The organism is Klebsiella sp. D5A, from assembly GCF_001620885.1.
GTDB lineage: Bacteria > Pseudomonadota > Gammaproteobacteria > Enterobacterales > Enterobacteriaceae > Klebsiella > Klebsiella variicola.
On record NZ_LOAR01000004.1, the window covers coordinates 27,462 to 48,995 of the forward strand.

Consider the following 21,534-nt stretch of genomic DNA (forward strand, 5'->3'; position numbering starts at 1 on the left):
CGATATTCATGACGCAAATTATTGAGAATGTTAGCGCTTTGCTTTGAGCAGGGCTGCAGGGCTGATGCGAGAAGGCTTCGCCGCAAACCGGTTTCATTCGATAGCGCGATCCCCGTCGAACACTTTAAGAAAAATCTCATTTTGCCTGATTCGGGCGAAACGTTTTGCTCACGCTTCGCTGCGAAAACAGACCTGATTGCGGCCGTTCTGCTTTGCCAGATAGAGACGACGATCGGCCACCGACTGTAAGGCTTCAAACTGATACTCCCCCTGCTCTTCGCTGGTACTGACCCCCAGTGAGGCACTGACCCGCAGCGTCACATTGTTATGTAAAAAGGCCTCCCGGCCCTGAATTCGCTGGCGTAGCCGCTCTGCCACCGCCACCGCGTCCTGTAGTGTGGTATTCGGCAGCACGACACAAAACTCCTCCCCGCCCACGCGGCCCAGCAAGTCACCCTCACGAACGGTGCTGGCAAGGGTACTGGCCACCGTCGACAGCACTCTGTCACCCGCCTGATGGCCATAGCGATCGTTGATGCGCTTGAAGTGATCCAGATCGAGCTGGATCACCGACAGCGGCCGTCCACTGCGCTGGCAGGCGCTGGCTACCGCCATCGCCTGTTCAAACAGCGCCCCGCGATTGAGCAGACGGGTTAAGGCATCATGCCATGCCTGCCATTCAAGGGAGGTTTGCAGGACGCTCATATTGCGGACCATGCGGCGGATCACCAGCCAGGAGAGCAACAGCATCAAGGTGAAGAGGACCCACATCAGGGTCAGGGCGATGGTGATGGTGCCAAAATTGCCCCGCACGCCTTCCCGCAGGGTGTGGATCCGCAGCAACACGCCGTCAAAATTGCGCAGTTTGGCCCAGCTGATATAGCGCGTCAGCAAGCGCAGCCCCCCCTGGTTATCATGGACAAACGCGCGGCTGAGCAGTTCCTGTTCCCTGGGGGACAATAGCGTCAGGACATTCCCCGGCGCGGAAGAGGCCAGCAGGTTCAAATGGCTATCATAAAGCTGGTACTCCCCCTCCTGCCCGCCCTGCATGGCGCTGACCAAAAACGCTTTTATTTCACTGACCGAGAAATCCATCGCCAGCACCCCGCGCCAGTAACCGGCGAAATCCAGCGGTATCGAAGCGGTGACCACCTGCTCTTCCAGCTGCGGGTCATCGTCAGGAAAGGTTTGCCAGATAACGCCCCGCCCCGGATTATTCCGCTGGCTCTGTCGGGTAAACCAGAGGGTGCTGATGGCTTGCGAATAGTGGGTCATCACCTGCGACTCGTCCCGCAGCGGCAGGGTCGAGGTGAAAAAGCCGCTGCGAGAGATATACTGCATCCGCTCGGCGAAATCGCGGTCATGTTGCGTCAGATTCAACAGATACCCCAGCTCCAGCGTCGCCATCAACTCATCAGCCGCGAGCGGATCGTCCTTCAGCAGTATAGGGTTGTTACCGACGACGCTCCCCGAGACGCCAAACACCGGCAGCGTACGACGATTCGGCAGCGCTACTCGCCAGGCCTCCTGGTGACGCTGGCTCAGATAGCGCTGACTGGCGCTACGCAATACGTCGATATCGAGCGGCTGCTCAAGGGCAGACTGCATGCCGTGGCGAAAAAACATCATCCGGTCAATATTGAACTGCAGCAACCCATCCATTTCATGGGCGACATTAGCCAGATTATTGCGCTGGTTGGCCACATAGGCCTCTTCCAGAACGTTGATTTCACGCCAGATCAGTAACGTGGAGAAAAAAAGCACCACAATAAAACAAACGTTAACCACATGCGCCGGGCGAGTCAGGTGGCGGAGCTTGTTTATCTTCAACCGAAGTGGCTTATCCATCATTATCTCGCAGTACGTTGCGCAAACCTGACGACATCAGCGCCCCGGCTGGTGTCGACGCCGGGCGCGCTTTTAGCGTAGACGACGCAGCGCCGTCACACTGCGTGCAGCCACTCTACTTCACTGACCGGCGCAGACTGCTCACCACTTTCACGCCCGCCAGCACCACTGCGCCAATGATAAAACCCAGCACCAGGTTGGCAATGACCGGCAGCAGGGAAGCCAATATCCCGCCCAGCCCCGCGCTCCAGTGCTCAATGGCATGATGCAGTGGCGCAATGCCGTGAACCACAATTCCGCCGCCGACAAGGAACATCGCCAGCGTCCCAACGATGGAGAGCACTTTCATCAGCCAGGGGGCTACCACTAACAATCCTTTGCCCAGCCATTGCGCCAGCGCAGCGCGTTTCTCTGCCAGCCAGTAGCCCATGTCGTCCAGCTTAACGATCACCCCCACCAGGCCATAGACCCCGATGGTGACCAGAATCGCGATCCCCGAGAGGATCAGGATCTGATTGAGCAGCGGCGCTTCCGCCACAATGCCGAGGGTGATGGCGACAATTTCCGCGGACAAAATAAAATCGGTGCGAATCGCCCCTTTCACTTTGTCACGCTCAAAGGCCAGCGGGTCACGTTCCGCCAGCGCCTGAAGACGCTGCTGCCGTTGCGCAGGGTCTTCCTTGTGCTTACGCGCCTCCAGGCTGTGAAGGACCTTCTCCACCCCTTCAAAACAGAGGAATGCGCCTCCCAGCATCAGCAACGGCGTAATCGCCCAGGGGATAAAAGCACTGATCAATAGCGCCAGCGGCACGAGGATCACTTTATTAATGAACGAACCTTTCGCCACGCCCCAGACGACCGGCAGTTCACGATTCGCTCGCACGCCGGTCACCTGCTGAGCATTGAGCGACAGATCGTCGCCCAATACCCCGGCTGTTTTTTTCGCCGCCAGCTTGCCCATCACGGAAATATCGTCCAGCAGCGTGGCGATATCATCGAGTAATGTTAAAAGACTACTTCCTGCCAAAATAATTTCCTTCTCTTTTCATCAATGTCTCCCTCGAGTATGCGTTAAAAAACGGCCGGTGCCCAAGGTACAATTAGTCAATATAAATTTAACAAACTCGCGCAAATTAAGCGCTCGCCAGCGCGATAGTTTTCACGTTTACTATATGTCCCCTTTCTATCTCTGCACCGTCGTGAGGAAGTATGTCTACCCGTCAGCTGTTACCGCTTATCGGGGCGCTGTTTGCGCTGTATATCATTTGGGGCTCTACCTATTTTGCCATCGCCGTCGGCGTCGCCAGCTGGCCGCCGCTGATGATGGCCGGTATTCGCTTTCTCTCTGCCGGCGTGCTACTGCTGGGCTGGCTGCTGGCCACCGGCCATAAGCTGCCAGCCCGCCGGCCGCTGCTTAACGCTGCGCTGATCGGGGTCTTGCTGCTTGCCGTCGGCAACGGCTTCGTCACTCTCGCCGAACATCAGCACGTTCCGTCAGGGATCGCGGCGGTGATGGTCGCCACCGTGCCGCTGTTCACGCTATGTTTCAGCCGCTTTTTCGGCATCGCCACCCGTAAACTGGAGTGGCTGGGCATTGCCATTGGCCTGGCAGGTATCGTCATGCTCAACAGCGGTGGCAACCTGAACGGCAACCCCTGGGGCGCGCTGCTGATCCTGATTGGTTCGCTAAGCTGGGCGTTCGGCTCGGTTTACGGGTCGCGGATTGAGCTGCCGACCGGCATGATGGCGGGAGCTATCGAGATGCTCGCCGCCGGGATCGTCCTGCTGGTCTCGTCATGGCTGACCGGTGAGACGTTAACCCATGTCCCCTCGTGGTCCGGGATCGCCGCCCTGGCCTACCTGGCTATCTTTGGCTCGCTAATCGCCATCAACGCCTACATGTTTTTGATCCGCAACGTCACCCCGGCGGTAGCCACCAGCTATGCCTATGTTAACCCGGTGGTGGCCGTCTTGCTCGGCACCGGGTTTGGCGGTGAAAGCCTGTCGCTCATTGAATGGCTGGCGCTGGCAGTGATTATTTTCGCCGTAGTGCTGGTGACGCTGGGAAAATATCTCTTCCCCGCCCGCAGCGAAGCTACTCCTTGCAAGGCGGCGAAGTAAACGCCAGCTCGCGGATCCCCTGCGTATCGATCTGCGCGTCGTGCCCGGCGCCGCAGATCCACTCTTCCAGACGCTCGGTGAGCGCCTCATCATTTAGTTTCAACCGGCCGCGCAGGGCGCATTCCCAGATGATAAGCACCCGCCAGCCCTGCTCAGCCAGCTGTTGCCGGTCGCGGGCGTCACGCGCCACGTTGCCAGCGATTTTATCCAGCCAGAAAGCCGTCCGGGTGGCCGGCACCTTAAACAGATAACAGTCATGGTGATGCCAGAAACAGCCGTGAGTAAAGATAACGCAGCGGTAGTCGGGTAAGGCGAAATCGGGGCGTCCTGGCAGCGCGCGATCCTGGGCGACAAAGGTGAATCCCGCCCCGGTCAGCAGCGCCGCTATCCGCTTTTCAATCGCCGTATCGCGCGTGGCGATAGCCCGCATATTTTTACTGCGCGTGGCTTTATCGTGAACATCCGCCATCGTTATCATCCGCTTCGCGACGCGCCACCGCCTGGGCGATACGTGGCGCCAGGAGCTTCGCCACCGCGGCGAAGACCGGAACCACCACCGAGTTGCCGAACTGACGATAGGCCTGGGTATCCGACACTGGAATGCGGAACCGTGAACCCTGGGGCGATTCAAAGCCCATCAGCCGGGCGCATTCGCGCGGCGTCAACCGGCGAGGCCGCCGCTGTTGGTTCTGTGGATCGTCAAAATGCTGCTCGCCCAACGGCCGGTCCCAGCCGCGGTCGACGAGAATTTCGGCACCGTCTTTATAGTAGCGGGCAGAGAGTGTTCGAGCCACGCTGTGGGGATTACCGGGGTCTACCAGGCCATAACCAAAGCCATTACCCCGCGCCTGATGCTTGCGGGCATAACGATAGAGATATTTCCACAACACCGGCGTAAGGATAAATTTGGCATCCACCGTCGGCTCCAGCAGCTCGCCAAACGTCGGCCGCACCGCCGGATAGAGCGCAGCGATATCGCGCAGCGTAAATCCTTCATGCAGCTGCAGGTCGCGGCGGAAACCCACCAGCACGATGCGCTCCCGGTGCTGTGGTAAGAAATGGCGCCCGTCGATGACCTTAGGGTCATCCGGCCCGGTATGCCCGGCATCGGCCACCTCATACCCCAGCTCATCCAGCGTCTGCATGATGATGCGGAAGGTGCGCCCCTGATCGTGGCTTTTGAGGTTTTTGACATTCTCCAGCACAAAAATCGCCGGCTGACGCGCGGCGATAATTCTCACGACATCAAAAAATAGCGTCCCCTGGGTTTCGCAGGCAAAGCCGTGCGCGCGCCCCATGGCATTTTTTTTGGAGACGCCGGCGAGTGAGAAAGGCTGGCAGGGAAAGCCGGCCAGTAAGACATCATGCTGAGGAATCGTCTCGCGGATATGCTGCGCCGCTTCTTCATCGCTGACATCGGGGCGGTGGCTGAGCGTGACATCGCGGATATCTTCATTAAAACGATGCTGTTGCGGATCACAGTACCAGTTGGCCTTGTAGGTACGCACCGCGTGCTTGTTCCACTCGCTGGTAAAGACGCACTGCCCGCCGATGGCTTCAAAACCGTTGCGGATCCCGCCGATACCGGCAAACAAATCGACAAAGCGGAACGCATAATGCGGGTGATGAGCTGGCGGCGCCGGCAGCAGCGTCGCCAGATGGGCGATCTCCTGCGGACGCAAACGCCCCGCCGCGCGGGAGAGCGCCGCCACGCGCTTGAGGATCGCCGCGCTCCAGTGCTGTTCGCCGACGCTTACCAGTTCGGCGACCAGCGTTTTCACATCATAGATCGTCATCAGCTGACGCAGCAGCGCCTGAGCCTCTTCCCCGGCCTGCTCAGCCAGCGGCAACGACCTGTTTTCCTTAATTAACTTTTGCGGCATATCCTCAACCAGCGCGGACGATTTTTGCAGAGAGTACCATAAATCACCGGTCGGTTGACGCCTGCGGTGCAAAGCGGCGTAAAACCGCTTCATCCAGCGCCAGCGGCTCCCCCTGCAGCTCCGCGCTAAGCTTGGCCATAAATTCGACGAGGAAGCGGGCATTGTGCTGCGCCATCTCTTTTCCTCTGGCCGTCTGCATGGTCTCCGGCAGGCGCAGGAGTTTGCACTGGAAATGATCGAGGGCATATTGGCGGTCATCCAGCGCCCGCCGGTCAGCAAATGGATCTTCAGCATCAAACAAGATGGTATTCAGGGCGCCGGCGACGGCGAAGACGCGCGCCAGACCAATCGCCCCCAGCGACTCAAGACGGTCGGCATCCTGGACGATTTTCGCCTCCAGCGTGCGCGGCGGGATCGCCGCGCTGAAGCTGTGCGCCTCAATGGCATGGCTGACCGCCGCGTAACGCTCCGCGGGAAAATCGGCAAATGACGACTGTAGAATAGCGAGGGTTTTCTCAGCGGCCATCATCGAGGAACGGCTTCGCTCCGGATGATTCTTCGGCAAGCTGACGATGTCATGAAAATAGCAGGCCGTGAGGAGTACCAGTCGGTCGACCTCCTCCCCGGCGGCCAGCTGGGTAGCCGTGGCCCAGACGCGACGAAAATGGGACAGATCGTGTGCGGCATCATCCTGCGCGTGGTGCGTCAGTATCCAGTGCTCATATCGTTGCTGCCAGTCAACCAGGTTCATAGGCTTTCCTTTATGTGAAGGTCAGCCTCGAGCATAGCAACTTTACCGCTGATGATCCCGCTCGCCGCGAGACGGCCGGGTATACCAGACAACCGCCCCGAGGATCGCGCCAATGCCCGCAAGGACTAACATCCCCAACAGCGCGCCAGGCCATTTTCCCGCCGTGGTTCCCAAATCGCCCTCCACGCTGGTGCCGGGAACGCTGTGAATTTTTCCGACCACCCACCAGTAACGCACGATGACCCAGACACAATATCCGCAAAAAGCATACAACGCCCATAACGCGAGCTTCCCTCCGGGGCTACGTTTTGCCTGCTCTTCCATCTCATTCCTCTCCGTGACACAACACACTACCGCCACTCAAAACGTGACAAGCATCACATTATACCGCCAACCTGCGCAGCAGGCAGCAGTTTCATCCCCATCTTCTGCGTCAACCTGCGACTTATGCTGCCGGTGAGCGGGCGCTGGAGTGTTTTATTTATTCTTCTCCCCATGCGAAAAGTTTATTCCGGCGCGGGAGGTCGCTTAATGTATTGATTATTTTTCCCAGCCTAAAAGCAATTTTCGTGATGAATGATGCCTTGATGTTAATTCATACAACCCATTTCATTGAGTTAACAAAATCTATCAAATGACACCATATCCTATTGCTATATAACAAAATAATACCTCACTCAAAATCATCCATAAAAAATATAAAGAACCAAATGGAAATAAATTGAAATATTTTACATTATTTATTTACATATTTTATTTTAAATAAAAATGAACTTAGTCGTTAGTATCTGATAGTCATTCCGGAGGGATTGTCATAATTCATAGAAATTATTATTAAAAGGGAATATATAATGAAAAGAAAAGTACTGGCACTCATGGTACCGGCATTATTAATGGCCAATGCCGTTAATGCCGCGGAAATCTATAACAACAACGGCAACAAACTGGACCTTTACGGAAAAGTCGACGGCCTGCACTACTTCTCTGACGACACTTCAGAGGATGGCGATCAGACCTATGCTCGCTTTGGTATAAAAGGCGAAACGCAGATCGCTTCCGAGTTAACCGGCTACGGTCAGTGGGAATACAACATTCAGGCAAATACCACTGAAAAAGAAGGCGCAAACTCCTGGACCCGTCTGGCCTTCGCTGGTCTGAAGTTTGCCGACTACGGCTCACTGGATTACGGTCGTAACTACGGCGTGGTGTACGACATTGAATCCTGGACCGATATGCTGCCGGAATTCGGCGGCGATACCTACACCCAGACCGACGTCTACATGACCGGCCGTACCAACGGCGTGGCAACCTACCGTAACAGCGACTTCTTCGGCCTCGTCGATGGTCTGCATTTCGCCCTGCAGTATCAGGGTAATAATGAAAACGCCGGTTCTGGCGAAGGCACTAATAACGGCGGCAAACGTAAACTGGCGCGGGAAAATGGCGACGGTTTCGGTATCTCCAGCTACTACGATCTCGATATGGGCATCAGCTTCGGTGCGGCCTATTCGTCTTCTGACCGTACCCATAACCAGCTGGCAGAGGCTCGTAGCAGCCAGCGCTACGCCAATGGCGATAAAGCCGACGCCTGGACCGTCGGCGCGAAATATGACGCCAACAACATCTATCTGGCCGCCATGTATGCTGAAACCCGCAACATGACCTTCTACGGCAACGATAGTTTTGGTGGGATTGCCAACAAAACGCAGAACTTCGAAGTGGTCGCGCAGTATCAGTTTGACGACTTTAATTTACCGCTGCGTCCGTCTGTCGCCTATCTGCAGTCGAAGGGTAAAGATCTCTACACCTATTCTCGCTACGGCGACAAGGATCTGGTCAAGTATGTCGACGTGGGCATGACCTACTACTTCAACAAAAATATGTCCACCTATGTGGATTACAAAATCAACCTGCTGGATGAAGATGACCGCTTCTACAAAAACAGCGGTATCGCGACCGATGACATCGTCGCCCTCGGCCTGGTCTATCAGTTCTGATCCCCGTCAAAGCCCGCGTTCAGCGGGCTTTTTTATGTTCCCGCTCCGTTGAGATCACTCTTTTCGACATTGCCGCTTTCCAGGCGTACCTTCCCTCTTTATGATGCGTTTAAGCTCGTTCGGGCAAAAAGCGGCGATAAGGTCCTAAAAGGATAAAGCGCGCTACCGCGTCTCTACGCTGAAACCAGGACGATGATGATGGCGATACCCCAGCGCAGGCGTTATACCTGAAGCTAACGGTATGATTGAAGGGGAATGGTCATTAAGAGAAAAGTGGCGGAGAGAGGGGGATTTGAACCCCCGGTAGAGTTGCCCCTACTCCGGTTTTCGAGACCGGTCCGTTCAGCCGCTCCGGCATCTCTCCGCTGTTGTGGTTGCTATAATGCCAGGATCTTTGGCATTTTAATAGCTCCCGTTTCGGTAATCGTGTTCAAGTGACGACTTTGCGAGCAATATGATGTTTAAATGGCCCTGGAAAGCAGATGATGAGTCCGGCAACGCAGAGATGCCCTGGGAGCAAGCGCTTGCCATTCCGGTTTTAGCCCATCTTTCTCCCACTGAGCAGCGCAAGCTTACTCAGTTGGCTGCCCGTTTCTTACAGCAAAAACGTCTGGTGGCGCTGCAGGGGCTGGAGCTCACCCCGCTGCATCAGGCACGCATTGCCCTGCTCTTTTGTCTGCCAGTGCTTGAGCTGGGAATAGAGTGGCTGGACGGTTTCCATGAAGTGCTGATCTACCCAGCCCCGTTCGTCGTGGATGATGAATGGGAAGATGATATTGGTCTGGTCCATAACCAGCGGGTGGTGCAATCGGGACAAAGCTGGCAGCAGGGGCCTGTAGTGCTGAACTGGCTGGATATTCAGGACTCCTTTGATGCGTCAGGCTTTAACCTCGTGGTGCACGAGGTGGCGCATAAGCTGGATGCGAGGAATGGCGATCGGGCCAGCGGCGTGCCGCTTATCCCATTACGCGAGGTTGCCGGCTGGGAGCACGATCTCCACGCGGCAATGAACAATATTCAGGATGAGATAGACCTGGTGGGGGAAAGCGCCGCCAGCATTGACGCCTATGCCGCCAGCGACCCCGCGGAGTGCTTTGCCGTCCTCTCGGAATATTTTTTCAGCGCGCCCGAGTTGTTCGCGCCCCGCTTCCCCGCCCTGTGGCAGCGTTTTTGCCACTTCTACCAGCAGGATCCGCTGCAGCGGATACGTGAGAATGGCCTGCAGGATGAAGACAATCGGCGCATTGTTCACTAAAACAACGCCTTGAGCTAAATTTAGCCAGTTGAATCAGCAGGTTAATTTTAGTGTTGACACAAAAATGCGGGGCCAGTAGTATGCGCCTCGTTCACACGATTCCTCTGTAGTTCAGTCGGTAGAACGGCGGACTGTTAATCCGTATGTCACTGGTTCGAGTCCAGTCAGAGGAGCCAAATTTAAAAAAGCCTGCTTTCGAGCAGGCTTTTTGCTTTTCAATTTCCATGCCTCTTCACGAATCTTTATACGATGTAGATTCAACAAGTTAGCGTGAAAAATTTTCCTGATGCATTTTCATTCCTTCCTCCGCATCAGGCAATATTCTGGGTCATTTCAGTTCGATTTTACGGTGATCTATGTCTTTTGCGACACCAAACTCCGCAGTTTCAAGCCTACCGAAAAACCTTTTAAGTTTACTCAGCGGGACTGAGTTTCGCGCAGGCCGATGCAATGCGCCGCCCGGCTTCAGCTACCGTGGCACTGTCTGTGGCAATCGATAATCGAAAATAGGGCGACAAGCCGTATGCGCTGCCGCCAACGCCGGACACACCGCTTTCCAGCAGATAATCCAGCACGTCAGCTTCGTTTTCGATTTTCGCCCCGTCTGGCCGGTAACGTCCGATTAATCCGGCGCAGCGGCAAAAGACAAAGAAACCGCCCTGCGGCACCCGCAACTCCAGCCCGTCAATATTCGCCAGAATGTCGGTTATCACATCGCGCCGTTGCTGATAAGCCGCCACCTGTGGCGCAATAAAATCCAGCCCGCCGTTAAAGGCTGCCAGCGCAGCCGCCTGACTCACCGAACTGGCACCGGAACTGATTTGCGACTGCACCACGGTCATGGCGGCAATAAGCGCTTGTGGCCCGGCACCGAAACCAATCCGCCAGCCGGTCATCGCATAAGTTTTGGATACGCCGCCCACCAGCAGACTGCGCCCCTGTAAATCAGCGGCCACGTTGAGCAGATTCTGGTGTTCACAGCCATCAAACAGAATGTGCTCATATAAGTCATCAAGCATGACCAGCACCTGCGGATGTCCGCGCAGGACGGCGGCCAGCGCCTGCAATTCCGCGGCGGAATATACCGCGCCACTCGGATTACCTGGATGATTGAGCACCAGCCAGCGGGTGCGCGGCGTAATACTGGCGGCCAGCTGTTCCGGCGTCAGTTTGTAGCCCTGCTCCAGATGACATTCAACCAAAACCGGTGTGCCACCGTTAAAACGCACGCTGTCCGGAAATGTCGGCCAGTACGGAACCGGCACAATCACTTCGTCGCCATCATTGAGCGTAGCGGCAAAGGCATTGAAAATGACCTGCTTGGCACCGTTGGCAATCATAATGTCGGCAACAGCGAATGGCAGCCGGTTTTCCCGCTGCAATTTCTGTCGCACCGCCTCACGCAGCGCTGGAATGCCCGGCGTCGGCGTGTATTTGGTTTCACCACCCGCAATCGCCTCGTATGCCGCCTGTTTAATGTGAGCGGGCGTATCAAAATCCGGCTCACCGGTGGTGAGATCCAAAATATCCACCCCAGCTTTTTTCAGGTCATTGGTGCGCTGTTTCGCCGCTGCATTGGCGGAAAGTGACACGCGCTGAACGCGGTCTGACAAAGAAATCGTCATCGTAATGTTCCAACGCTAAAGTTAAGACTGGCGGTTAAAGTCAGGCTCAGGCAGACCAAGGTTTTCACGCAGCGTGCTGAATTCATATTCTTCACGGAATAACCCGCGACGGCGCAATTCGGGGATCACCAGCTCAACAAACAGCGAAAGCTGTTCCGGCATCACCGCAGGCATGATGTTGAAACCGTCTGCCCCGCCTTCTTCAAGCCAGTGCTGGAAATCATCGGCGATAACGTCCGCCGTACCGACCAGTACGCGGTGCCCACGCGAACCGGCAGCAATCGCGGCCAGTTCACGCAGGGTCAGATTTTCGCGATACGCCAGATCGGTCAGCAGTTTCACTCGGCTCTGATTACCTTCACCAGCAGGCACATCCGGCACCGGTCCATCGAGCGGAAACGCACTCAGATCCATATTAAAACGGGTGGAAAGCTGGCGGATGCCGTTATCAATATCCACCAGCGAATTCAGTTCACGCCAGGTTTCATGGGCTTCTTCCAGCGTGCGGCCCACGATGGGCATTACGCCTGGCAAAATCAGCACATGATCTGGATTACGTCCAGCCTCAATCACCTGCTGTTTCTGCGCACGGTAAAACGTTTGCGCTTCTTCCAGCGTGGCGGCCGCAGTAAACACGACTTCAGCCGTGGCCGCCGCCAGTTTCTGGCCGTCAGCAGAAGAACCGGCTTCAATAATGACCGGACGCCCCTGCGGCGAACGAGTGATATTCAGCGGACCCTGTACCTGAAAATACTTGCCCTGATGATTCACCGGCTGGATTTTCTCGTTCACGAAATACTGGCCGCTGGCCTTGTCCGGCTGCACCGCCCCCTCCTGCCAGCCTTCCCACAGTTTGAATGTCGCCTCGAGAAACTCATGCGCCACGGCATAACGTTCGGCATGCGTGGGCATATCGTCGCGGCTGAAATTGCGCGCCACGTCAGTGGAAAACGACGTTACCACGTTCCACGCCGCGCGGCCGTGGCTGATGTGATCAAGAGAAGAAAAGCTGCGTGCCAGATTAAACGGATCGCTGAATGTCGTTGAAGCCGTGGCGGCCAGCCCGATATGGCGTGTTTGCACTGCCAGCGCCGACAGCAAGGTCAGCGGCTCAAGCCGCGCCATGGTGGACGGCAACCGGTAGACGCTGGTCGCCAGAGCATCGCCGACGAAGAACATATCGAACTTGCCCTCTTCGGCTTTTTTGGCGATCCCCGTCAGCCAGTCGATGTCGGTCGGCGAACCAAGGTTTTCAGTTAAGCGCCAGCCACTGACGTGATGCCCGAGCGGCTGTACAAACAGGCCAAGACGCAATTGACGTGTGTTTTTTGCAGAAGATGAATCAGAGGTCATGGCGTTATCCCTGTGAATAATAGTGAGTTTCGGTTTTCCGCAGGGCTTTTTCGATATTTTCCGCTGCTATTGAAAACGGTAAACGGGCGGCATTTTCGGCGGAGAATTTTACTTCGCGGGCAATGGCCGCGATGATCGCCTCCCGGTCACCATTCAGTGGCGGCAATGACAGTGGCGCGTCATATTCACGTAACAACGACAGCAACTGCACCTCGGGCTGGCCGTCATCGCTTTCCAACAGGGACTGCACCAGCAACCCGAAACCCACTTTCTCGCCGTGCAGCCAGTCATGCAATTCCGGCTGATGGGTGAAACGGTTATGGATCGCGTGCGCCACGCCCGGCGCAGGGGTTTCATCGCGCATGCTGTTAGCCATACCTGCCACCGCGATATTGGCGTCGATAACTTTCATCAGCGCCGGTGTGACTTCATGGCGGGCGTTGTCCTGCACCGCCTGAGCGCCGTATTGTTCAAAGACGTCCACCGCCAGTTTTGCCGCCTGAACTTTCAGGTTCAGCGCCAGACTGTCGTCGCTTTTCTGTTTATACGGGCGGAATTCGTACCATTTCGCCAGCGCATCCACGATGCCCGCTTTGAGATAACGCACATCGTTTTGCGCAATCACATTCGTGTCGACCAGCAGCATCAGCGGCATACGCGACAACGGCTGGCTGCGCACATGCCCGCCGAGCTCATTATAAATAATGCTGACCGGCGACCAGGCGGCACAGGTCGCGGCAACGGTCGGTATGGTCACCAGCCCGACGTGGGACAGCAGATTCGCCACCGCTTTGGCACAATCAAGCACCCGCCCACCGCCAATGCCCAGTACCAGCGTGGCGTTTTGTTCCCGCACGCTGTTCAGATGGGTTTCGATAGCCGCATCGGTACATTCCGTGGTGAGAAAATTGACCTGCCAGCGAATACCGGCTGCCTCCAGGCTGGTTTCCAGTTGCGGATTCACCGCCCGCCACGCTTTCGGGCTGGTGATGATCGCGACATCGGAGGAATGAACGGCAAGTAGCTCACCGGTGCGTGAAAGCAGGCCGGGCTGATGGTGATAGGTCTGCGGTGATTTTATGGCGAACACATCGATGCCCTGTATTTGTCGTCTGGTTAAAGAGAAACTCCCCGTAATTAAACAGGAATTTGATATGGGATATATTCAAGTGTTATTAAAAGCATCCTACGAGAATTGAAAAAATTAACAAAGTGCTAAGTGGGGATCCTTATTAACTTATTCTCAATAGCATAGATTGATTTTTGCTATAGCCTATAAACCCCTTGCATGCTGTGCTGGATCAAAGAAATGATAGTGTCAGACAGGGCTAATTTAACGCAATGAAAACAGACGCATCTGGCATCACCCCATACCTGATACGCCATTTCGATATCGTGTTTTTAATGACGATCTTAAAACAACGTTAATTATCCCTTATATAAGACGAGAGTATTATGTCCTCACATCCGATAGATTTTCTTTTACTTGGCAACAATTTTGGCACACCCGAAATGCGGGAAATCTGGTCAGAGCAAAATCGTCTGACACAGCAAATCAATGTCGAAGTTGCGCTGGCATTGGCCGAAGGTGAGCTGGGTGTGATTCCGCAACAGGCTGCGCTGAGCATTGCGGAGCTGGCCAATGCCAGCCAGCTGAATATTAAGGACATCGCCGCCTCCGGCGCGCAGATGAAACATTCTCTGATGCCGGTGCTCACCGCATTGCAACAGCAATGCGGTGACGCAGGGGAATACATTCATTACGGCGCAACCACGCAGGATATCATCGATACCGCCACCGTTTTACAGCTGGCACAAACTCTGAAAGTGATCGTCCGTGACAGCACCGCCGTGGCGAATGAGCTGAAAGCGCTGGCGCGTGAGCATCAGTACACGCTGATGACAGGCCGCACCCACGGTATGCAGGCGTTGCCCACCACGTTTGGCTTTAAAGTCGCCGTCTGGCTGGATGAGTTTATCCGTCATCTCGACCGTCTTGCCGCCATCACGCCGCGTCTGCTGACCGGTAATATCAGCGGCGCGATCAGTACCTACGCTGCGCTTGGCGAAGTGGGTCCGGAGGTAGAACGCCGCACACTGGCGCGCCTGAACCTCAGTACGCCGAATATCGGCTGGCAGGCTGCGCGTGACCGCTTTTCAGAATACGCCTCGGTGGCGGTGCTGATCAGCGGCACTCTGGGCAAAATAGGCAACGAACTTTACAACCTGATGCGCACCGAAATTAATGAAGTCGAGGAACCGTTCAGCAGCGGGAAAATCGGCTCCACTACCATGCCGCACAAACGCAATCCCGCAGCCCTCGAAGGTCTTGCCAGCCTGACACAGCCGCTGTTGCACAGCGCATCACTGATTTATCAGTCGATGCACGTAGAGCATGAACGTGATGCGATGAGCTGGCGCGCCGAGTGGATCGCCCTGCCGGAAATCTCGATTTATCTCTCTGCACAGCTGCAAAATGCTCAGTCGATTCTCTCCGGCCTGACGGTCAATAAAGCACGCATGCTTGCGAATTTGCAAATGCAGGACGGCCTGCTGCTGTCCGAAAAAGTGATGTTTGAGGTCGGTAAAAAACTCGGTAAACAAACCGCGCATCATCTGATTTATGAATGCGCCATGCAGGCGTTTGAAAAACGACACGCTTTTAAAACCGTTCTGCTTGCGCATCCGGTGTTGGCGGCCTGTATTACTGAACGGGATCTTGACCACTGGTTAGATCCGGCTCATTACACCGGCTGCGCCGCGCAAAAAGTCGATGACGTCATCCGCTTTGCCGAGCAGTCCGGTCATCTGACTTCTCCTGAGGGATCTGGGTTATGACACAACATTTCAGGCGGCTGACGCTGGATGATAAACACGATTATCTGACACTGATGCTGGCCGCCTACGCGCCAATCAAAGCGCTCGGGATTCAGTTTGATGCTGCCACCGCCGATCTGGTACGCGTGACACAACACCTCGACGATCATGCGGTGTTTGCGCTCTTTGATGACCAGCGGATGGCGGCTTCGGTTACCCTGCGCTTCCCGTGGGGCGCAATGCCGGGCCCTTTGGGCCTGCCGCATATTGGCTGGTTTGGCACGCATCCAGATTACGCCGGTCAGAGCCTCGGCAAAAAACTGTTGGGCTGGCTGGAAGACAACATTCTGATCCGCGAACTGAAAGCCCCGGCTTACTCACTCGGTACCGCCACCAGCCATCCGTGGCTGCGCGATATGTACCTAAAACTGGGTTTTCAGCCGGTCTTTGAAAGAGACCTCGGCAAAGGACATATCACGCTGTACCTGAAAAAAATTCTCGATGAAAAAAGCCACGCCCGCTGGCTGGAACGTCAGCCACCTACAGGAGTTTAAATGTTAGATATCACGCAGGAACATCAGCCACTGGCGGCGTTTATTCAGGATTTTCGCCACCACCTGCACCGCCATCCGGAGCTGTCCAACGACGAATTTAACACCACCGCCAGTATCCGGGCGGTACTGGAGAAGTATCAAATCCGCGTGATAGATTTGTCGCTCAAAACTGGTCTGGTGGCAGAAATTGGCGGCATCAATCCCGGCGAACTGGTGGTGCTACGTTCTGATATCGATGCCCTGCCGATTGAAGAAAAATCCGCTGTGGATTACACCTCGCAAAATCCCGGAGTGATGCACGCCTGCGGCCACGATTTCCACACCTCGGCGGCGCTTGGCGCGGCGATTTTGCTGAAAGCGCAGGAAGATTCGCTTTCCGGCACGGTGCGCATTCTGTTTCAGGCGGCGGAAGAAACCGGTCACGGTGCGCCGGCGCTGATTAGCACCGGCGCGCTCGATAACGCTGCCGTCATTTTCGGCATTCATAACGATCCCTCTTTGCCGGTTGGCGTTATCGGCAGCAAAGACGGCGCATTAACCGCCGGCGTGGATCGCTTTGCGATCGCTATCTCCGGTACCGGCAGCCACGCGGCGCGTCCACACGAAGGCAACGACCCGATTATTATCGCCGGACAGGTGATTTCCGCGCTGCAAACCCTGATCGCCCGCAACGTGCCGTCCGCACACAACGCAGTGGTTTCTATCACACAGGTTCACAGCGGGAGTACGTGGAACGTGATCCCGGATTCCGCCTGGCTGGAAGGCACCGTCCGCACCTTTAATCAGGACACACGGGAACTGATCGAACGCCGTTTGCGGCAGGTTCTTACGGGTATCGCTGCGGCATTTGATACCGACATCAGCCTCGACTGGCAGCCAGGCCCGCCGTCAGTGGTCAATACGGCTAAATGGGTGGATTTCGCGCTGGCGCACGGTGAAGGCTCCGGCTTTGAAGCCCGTCGCGTTGAAGCCAGCCCGATAGGGGAGGACTTCGCGTTCTATCAGCAAAAATTGCCCGGCGCATTCATCATGATCGGCTCCGGAGGCCCTTACGCGCTGCACCATCCACAATTTCGCGTTGACGATCGCGCCCTGTTTCCGACTGCACATTACCTGTCGCAACTGGCGGTACAAGCGCTGCGCACTCTCAGTGCGGAAATAAACAGCAAGGATAAAAGCGCATGAATCGACAAGCAGGCACCGACTTGCCAGGCATTGATTCTCATCGTTGACCCTTGACGAGCACTCGATTTCAGACGCCCTGCTGGTGCAACTGCATGCGCTCTGCGAGCGTGAACCTTTCGTTAATTTATTATCTTCGGTCGCTCAGGCCTGAAACGGGGAATACACCGATGACATTAACGCCATCGCTGGCGAAACTTATCGTCAGCTCGTCCCCTTCCCCCGCGGCTCATGAAGCAGCACGGGAAGGGTTACTGGATTTTTTGGCGGTTACCCTGCCGGTTTTACGCGGTGACTTCCCCGATGCAGGACTGAACAGTTTGCATCAGGTTTACCGCGCTGACGATCCGCCGACCCGCGCGTTGCTGCTCGGGTATGTCGGGCACGCGCTGGATTTTGACGATTTCCATCCCGATTTTCGCGGTCACCCCAGCGTGGTGATTTTGCCCGCGCTTCTGGCGCTGGTCTCACAAAGACCCGATTTCAATGGCGCACATTTTCTCGATGCGTACGTGACCGGAGTGGAAATGTCCGGACGCCTCGGGCTGGCCGTCGGTTCTCAGCATTACACCCTCGGTTTTCACAATACCGCTACGCTCGGCACGATTGCCGCCGCCGCTGCCTGCGCGCGGCTGGTGCATGCCACGGAACGGCAAACGGCAGTGATTCTGGGTATCGCGGCGACGCAGTCTGCGGGTTTACGTGCGCAGTTCGGCAGTGATGTCAAACCGTTGCACGCGGGCCTGGCGGCGCAGACCGCCGTCATTGCCACACAGCTCACGCTGGCAGGCTTTCACGGCCAGCCGGACAACGTGCTGGACAGCTTTTTATCGACTTATTGCGCCGGTCAGCAGCAGCCGGAAAAACTTATCTCAGGCTGGGGCGCGCCGTGGCGGATTATCTCGCCCGGTCTGGAATTCAAACCCTATCCGACCTGCGGAGGCACGCATAGCGCTGCCGATGCCGCACGAGCTCTCCGCCAGGAGTGGCTGCAAACGGGCAATAGCACGGATGTACTGATCGCAGCCATCGAACGCATTGAAGTGTCTTTTCCGCCGGGCGGTGATATTGCGGCGTCGGTGCGAAAACCCAACACCGGCGTTGAAGCCAGGTTCAGTCTGGAATACGTGATTGCGGCATGTTTGCTGCGCGGAGAACTACGCTTAGAGGATTTCTCATCGGCGCCGGTGGCGACAGATATTGCCGCGCTGGCAGAAAGTGTGGCGCGTTGCCCGGATTTCTCCGCACCGCCGGACGAGCTGAACCCGGCCGCGCGTTTTCATCAGGTGACGGTGTTTTTGCGTGACGGCTGCGTGCTGCAACAGCGCTTCACGCGGCAGCAAAGCCTGGCGCTCCCGTTTGATTTACCGGCAAAACTACGTGCCTGTTTGCCCGACTTCACAGACGCAAAGCGGATGGAGCTGGTGGCACTGAGCAGGCTGGAAAACCGCGACAGTCTGCCGCGGCTGGTTGATATGTTATTTGCGAAACAAATTAACGCAGCGTCATTATAAAACCGTCGACAGGAAATTACGGACACGGACGTTCTCCGTTTCATCGAGTACACTTTTCGTTGGCCCCGACGCCACAATCTTGCCACCCTCCATAAAGATGACGTTATCTGCCACTTCTCGTGCAAAGCCGATTTCGTGGGTGACAATCACCATCGTTATCCCGGAGTGCGCCAGCTTTTTGATCACCTGCAACACTTCGCCCACCAGTTCAGGATCCAGCGCGGAAGTGGGTTCATCGAACAACATCACTTCAGGATCCATCGCCAGCGCACGGGCAATGGCTACACGCTGCTGCTGCCCGCCGGAAAGCTGCTGCGGCCAGTCATCTTCACGACTGGCTAACCCAACCTGCCGGAGCAACGCGCGGGCTTTACTAAGTACCTGCTCACGGTTTTGCTTCTTCACCCGCAAAGGCGCATCGGTAATATTTTGCAAAACGGTGCGGTGCGGAAACAGGTTAAATTGCTGAAATACCATGCCGGTACGGCTGCGCTGCGCGGCGATTCTGCGGCTGCTCAGTTCATACAATGCCTGCCCTTTCTGCTGATAACCCACCAGTTCGCCACCGATACGGATCGTGCCGCCATCCAGTTTTTCAAGATGATTAATACAACGCAGCAAGGTGGATTTCCCTGAACCGGAAGGGCCGAGGATCACCGTGACCGAACCGGCCGGAATATCGAGGCTGATTTCATCCAGAATGGTATTACCGGAGAAACGCTTAGTGACTTTGCGAAATTCAATGGCTTCACCCATGGCTGGTTTCTCCTGCGCTGATACTGGGGGTACTGACCGCGCCGGATGCCGACGCTTTCCCGGCTTTGCGTTTTACCTTGCGGTGACTACTGCGGCTGAAATGTCGTTCAACGTAATACTGAATCACTGAAAGCAATGATGTCAGCAGCAGGTACCACAACGTGGCGACCAGCAGCAGCGGGATCACTTCATAGGTGCGCTGATAAATAATCTGCGCGGAGAACAGCACATCCTGTAGTGAAATCACCGAGACAACCGCTGTGGTTTTCAACTGACCGATCACTTCATTCCCTGCCGGAGGCAGAATGGCGCGCATCGCCTGTGGCAAAATGGTGTGGAGGAATATTTGTGCCGGGCGATAACCCAGAGCACGTGCAGCCTCGACTTGCCCGGTGCCGACGCTCTGGATCCCGGCGCGGATAATCTCTGCGGCATAGGCAGACTGATGCATGACTAATGCAATCACGGCAGCACTGAACGGGCTAATCAGTGAGTTCGCAGAAGCGCTCCAGATTTCACCAACCCACGGCAGCGAAATCGAAATAGTCGGGTAAAGCGCGGCAATGTTGTACCAGAGAAATAACTGAACCAGCATCGGCACCCCGCGGAAAAACCAGGTATACCCCCAGCTGACAGCGACCAGCACCGGATTGGATGACAGGCGCATCAGCGCCAGGATCGTGCCGCCTGCAAAGCCAAAAATCACGGAAATTGCGGTCAGTTGCAATGTCATCAGTACGCCCTGAATGATCGACGGACCGGTAAAGTTTTCGGCAATCACCGACCATTCAAAACGCGGATTGCTGAGCATGGAGTTCCCCATAGCCAGCAATATCAGCAATACGATCAGGGCGCTTATCCAGCGCCCGATATATTTTTTACCGATGATCCGCAGTTCTTCCGGCTGCTGATCGTGTGTTTCACTGCTCATCCGAAAATCTCTTCATTACGTTTTGACTCTTTGACTGCGCCAAAACCGATGGACCATTTATCGAGGATTTTCTGGTAAGTCCCGTCCTTGATCAGCGAGTTCAGGGATGCCTGCACCGCCTCTTCCAGCCCCGACTGTTTAGGGAACGCCACGGAGACAGGCGCATCATCAACATGAATAGTGCCGGTCAGCGTCAGCGGTTTGACCTGGCTAACCTGATAGGTCAGACCTTCATACGGGCCGAAGAACATCGGTACGCGACCGCTGACCACGGCCTGTACGCCTGAAGGGCGATCCGGGAATACGGCAATCTTGATCGGCGGCTTACCCGCATCAGTACAAATTTTGCTTGCAGCTTCAAGACGCCCAATCTGCGTAGTGCCCGCGCCGGCGCCCACTTCCTGCCCGCACACAGCCTCAAAAGAGGTAAATGGCGCAATATTGGCGTCTTTACGCGAGATGACCCCCAGGCGCGACGCATCGTAGTAACTGACGAAATCGACCTGCTCGAGACGTTTTTTGGTGGCGTTGATATTGGATAGTGCGACGTCATAGCGACCCGATTTCAACCCCGGAATAATATTGTCGAAACCGCCGGTATCCTGCCAGCGCACTTCCACACCGAGCCTTGCCGCCACGGCATTCATCACATCAATCTCACGCCCGGCGAGCGTTTTATTGTCTTCCTGGAAAAAAGTGGTTGGGGGCGTATTCGGATTGGTGCCTGCAACGATATATCCGCGTTTGGCGATATCCGGCGGAAGCTTACTTTTCAGCGCCTCATCAGCGGTGACATGAAAGGTGGTAGAGGACGGAACAACCTGCCCGGCAGCCCACGCAGAAGAGAGATTCCCGGCAATCAGCAAAGGAAGCAGTAATTTAGATAACGTCATAAAGAAGCCTTTTCCTGGTTAAAAACCTGTAAAAACCACAAAAGAGGTGTGGTA

At 55.8% G+C, this 21,534-nt stretch carries 19 protein-coding genes and 2 tRNA genes; 8 read left to right on the plus strand and 13 right to left on the minus strand.

Annotation, left to right across the window (positions count from 1 at the left end; genetic code table 11):
* Positions 1 to 168: 168 nt before the first annotated feature.
* Positions 169 to 1,848: a cellulose biosynthesis regulator diguanylate cyclase DgcQ gene (gene dgcQ, locus AS136_RS06110; protein ID WP_063266742.1), complete on the minus strand. Its 1,680-nt coding sequence runs from the start codon at positions 1,846 to 1,848 to the stop codon at positions 169 to 171.
* A gap of 115 nt (positions 1,849 to 1,963) precedes the next feature.
* A complete protein-coding gene (locus AS136_RS06115; protein ID WP_008804206.1) occupies positions 1,964 to 2,875 on the minus strand; it encodes a DUF808 domain-containing protein in 912 nt (303 codons plus the stop codon).
* Between the two features lie 182 nt (positions 2,876 to 3,057).
* Between AS136_RS06115 and yedA the strand changes: the two genes are divergently transcribed.
* Positions 3,058 to 3,969, plus strand: a complete 912-nt coding sequence (gene yedA, locus AS136_RS06120) for a drug/metabolite exporter YedA (RefSeq protein ID WP_008804205.1) — start codon at positions 3,058 to 3,060, stop codon at positions 3,967 to 3,969.
* Here the strand turns inward: yedA and AS136_RS06125 are convergent.
* The 4 genes from AS136_RS06125 to drpB form a co-directional block, all read right to left on the minus strand.
* Complete coding sequence (locus AS136_RS06125; RefSeq protein ID WP_008804204.1) at positions 3,944 to 4,438, minus strand: very short patch repair endonuclease; 495 nt, start codon at positions 4,436 to 4,438, stop codon at positions 3,944 to 3,946. The genes yedA and AS136_RS06125 overlap by 26 nt on opposite strands.
* A complete protein-coding gene (locus AS136_RS06130) occupies positions 4,419 to 5,819 on the minus strand; it encodes a DNA cytosine methyltransferase (RefSeq protein WP_012967658.1) in 1,401 nt (466 codons plus the stop codon). The genes AS136_RS06125 and AS136_RS06130 overlap by 20 nt, the downstream gene beginning before the upstream one ends.
* A gap of 76 nt (positions 5,820 to 5,895) precedes the next feature.
* Complete coding sequence (locus AS136_RS06135; RefSeq protein ID WP_022065155.1) at positions 5,896 to 6,603, minus strand: phosphohydrolase; 708 nt, start codon at positions 6,601 to 6,603, stop codon at positions 5,896 to 5,898.
* 42 nt (positions 6,604 to 6,645) lie between these two features.
* Positions 6,646 to 6,927 (minus strand): cell division protein DrpB, encoded by a 282-nt coding sequence (gene drpB, locus AS136_RS06140; RefSeq protein ID WP_063266710.1) that lies wholly within the window; start codon positions 6,925 to 6,927, stop codon positions 6,646 to 6,648.
* Positions 6,928 to 7,454: 527 nt separating this feature from the next.
* Between drpB and ompC the strand changes: the two genes are divergently transcribed.
* Complete coding sequence (ompC, locus tag AS136_RS06145) at positions 7,455 to 8,600, plus strand: porin OmpC (protein WP_012967656.1); 1,146 nt, start codon at positions 7,455 to 7,457, stop codon at positions 8,598 to 8,600.
* A 274-nt stretch (positions 8,601 to 8,874) separates the two neighbouring features.
* Here ompC and AS136_RS06150 read toward each other — a convergent pair.
* A tRNA-Ser gene (locus AS136_RS06150) sits at positions 8,875 to 8,964 on the minus strand.
* A 90-nt stretch (positions 8,965 to 9,054) separates the two neighbouring features.
* Between AS136_RS06150 and mtfA the strand changes: the two genes are divergently transcribed.
* Both mtfA and AS136_RS06160 read left to right on the plus strand, forming a co-directional pair.
* Positions 9,055 to 9,855, plus strand: coding sequence for a DgsA anti-repressor MtfA (gene mtfA, locus AS136_RS06155; protein ID WP_162493238.1), 801 nt, complete (start codon positions 9,055 to 9,057; stop codon positions 9,853 to 9,855).
* A 100-nt stretch (positions 9,856 to 9,955) separates the two neighbouring features.
* Positions 9,956 to 10,031 (plus strand) — tRNA-Asn (locus tag AS136_RS06160).
* Positions 10,032 to 10,268: 237 nt separating this feature from the next.
* On the opposite strand, the gene AS136_RS06165 is transcribed toward AS136_RS06160, so the two are convergent.
* From AS136_RS06165 to AS136_RS06175, 3 genes are read right to left on the minus strand one after another with little or no spacing between them, the layout of a single operon-like run.
* On the minus strand, positions 10,269 to 11,480 hold the full coding sequence (locus AS136_RS06165) for an aminotransferase class I/II-fold pyridoxal phosphate-dependent enzyme (RefSeq protein WP_012541202.1): 1,212 nt from the start codon (positions 11,478 to 11,480) through the stop codon (positions 10,269 to 10,271).
* Positions 11,481 to 11,501: 21 nt separating this feature from the next.
* Positions 11,502 to 12,833, minus strand: a complete 1,332-nt coding sequence (locus AS136_RS06170) for an LLM class flavin-dependent oxidoreductase (RefSeq protein WP_008804197.1) — start codon at positions 12,831 to 12,833, stop codon at positions 11,502 to 11,504.
* A gap of 4 nt (positions 12,834 to 12,837) precedes the next feature.
* Positions 12,838 to 13,923 carry an iron-containing alcohol dehydrogenase family protein gene (locus tag AS136_RS06175; RefSeq protein WP_008804196.1) on the minus strand — a complete coding sequence of 362 codons (1,086 nt, stop codon included), beginning with the start codon at positions 13,921 to 13,923 and terminating at the stop codon, positions 12,838 to 12,840.
* A gap of 365 nt (positions 13,924 to 14,288) precedes the next feature.
* Here AS136_RS06175 and purB point away from each other — a divergent pair, with 365 nt between their 5' ends.
* The 4 genes from purB to AS136_RS06195 all read left to right on the plus strand — a co-directional run bounded on the left by purB (position 14,289) and on the right by AS136_RS06195 (position 18,900).
* A complete protein-coding gene (purB, locus tag AS136_RS06180) occupies positions 14,289 to 15,671 on the plus strand; it encodes an adenylosuccinate lyase (protein ID WP_023322906.1) in 1,383 nt (460 codons plus the stop codon).
* Positions 15,668 to 16,204 (plus strand): GNAT family N-acetyltransferase, encoded by a 537-nt coding sequence (locus AS136_RS06185; protein ID WP_008804194.1) that lies wholly within the window; start codon positions 15,668 to 15,670, stop codon positions 16,202 to 16,204. Before purB ends, AS136_RS06185 begins: the two co-directional genes overlap by 4 nt.
* Complete coding sequence (locus AS136_RS06190; RefSeq protein WP_039104075.1) at positions 16,205 to 17,389, plus strand: amidohydrolase; 1,185 nt, start codon at positions 16,205 to 16,207, stop codon at positions 17,387 to 17,389. It abuts the gene before it with no gap.
* Between the two features lie 167 nt (positions 17,390 to 17,556).
* Entirely contained in the window at positions 17,557 to 18,900 is a 1,344-nt protein-coding gene (locus AS136_RS06195; protein ID WP_023322908.1) for an MmgE/PrpD family protein, read from the plus strand.
* On the opposite strand, the gene AS136_RS06200 is transcribed toward AS136_RS06195, so the two are convergent.
* From AS136_RS06200 to AS136_RS06210, 3 genes are read right to left on the minus strand one after another with little or no spacing between them, the layout of a single operon-like run.
* Positions 18,895 to 19,656, minus strand: coding sequence for an amino acid ABC transporter ATP-binding protein (locus AS136_RS06200; protein WP_008804191.1), 762 nt, complete (start codon positions 19,654 to 19,656; stop codon positions 18,895 to 18,897). The two genes, AS136_RS06195 and AS136_RS06200, sit on opposite strands and share 6 nt — an antisense overlap.
* Complete coding sequence (locus AS136_RS06205; RefSeq protein WP_008804190.1) at positions 19,649 to 20,587, minus strand: amino acid ABC transporter permease; 939 nt, start codon at positions 20,585 to 20,587, stop codon at positions 19,649 to 19,651. Before AS136_RS06205 ends, AS136_RS06200 begins: the two co-directional genes overlap by 8 nt.
* Complete coding sequence (locus AS136_RS06210) at positions 20,584 to 21,480, minus strand: ABC transporter substrate-binding protein (protein ID WP_008804189.1); 897 nt, start codon at positions 21,478 to 21,480, stop codon at positions 20,584 to 20,586. The genes AS136_RS06205 and AS136_RS06210 overlap by 4 nt, the downstream gene beginning before the upstream one ends.
* Positions 21,481 to 21,534: the final 54 nt, after the last annotated feature.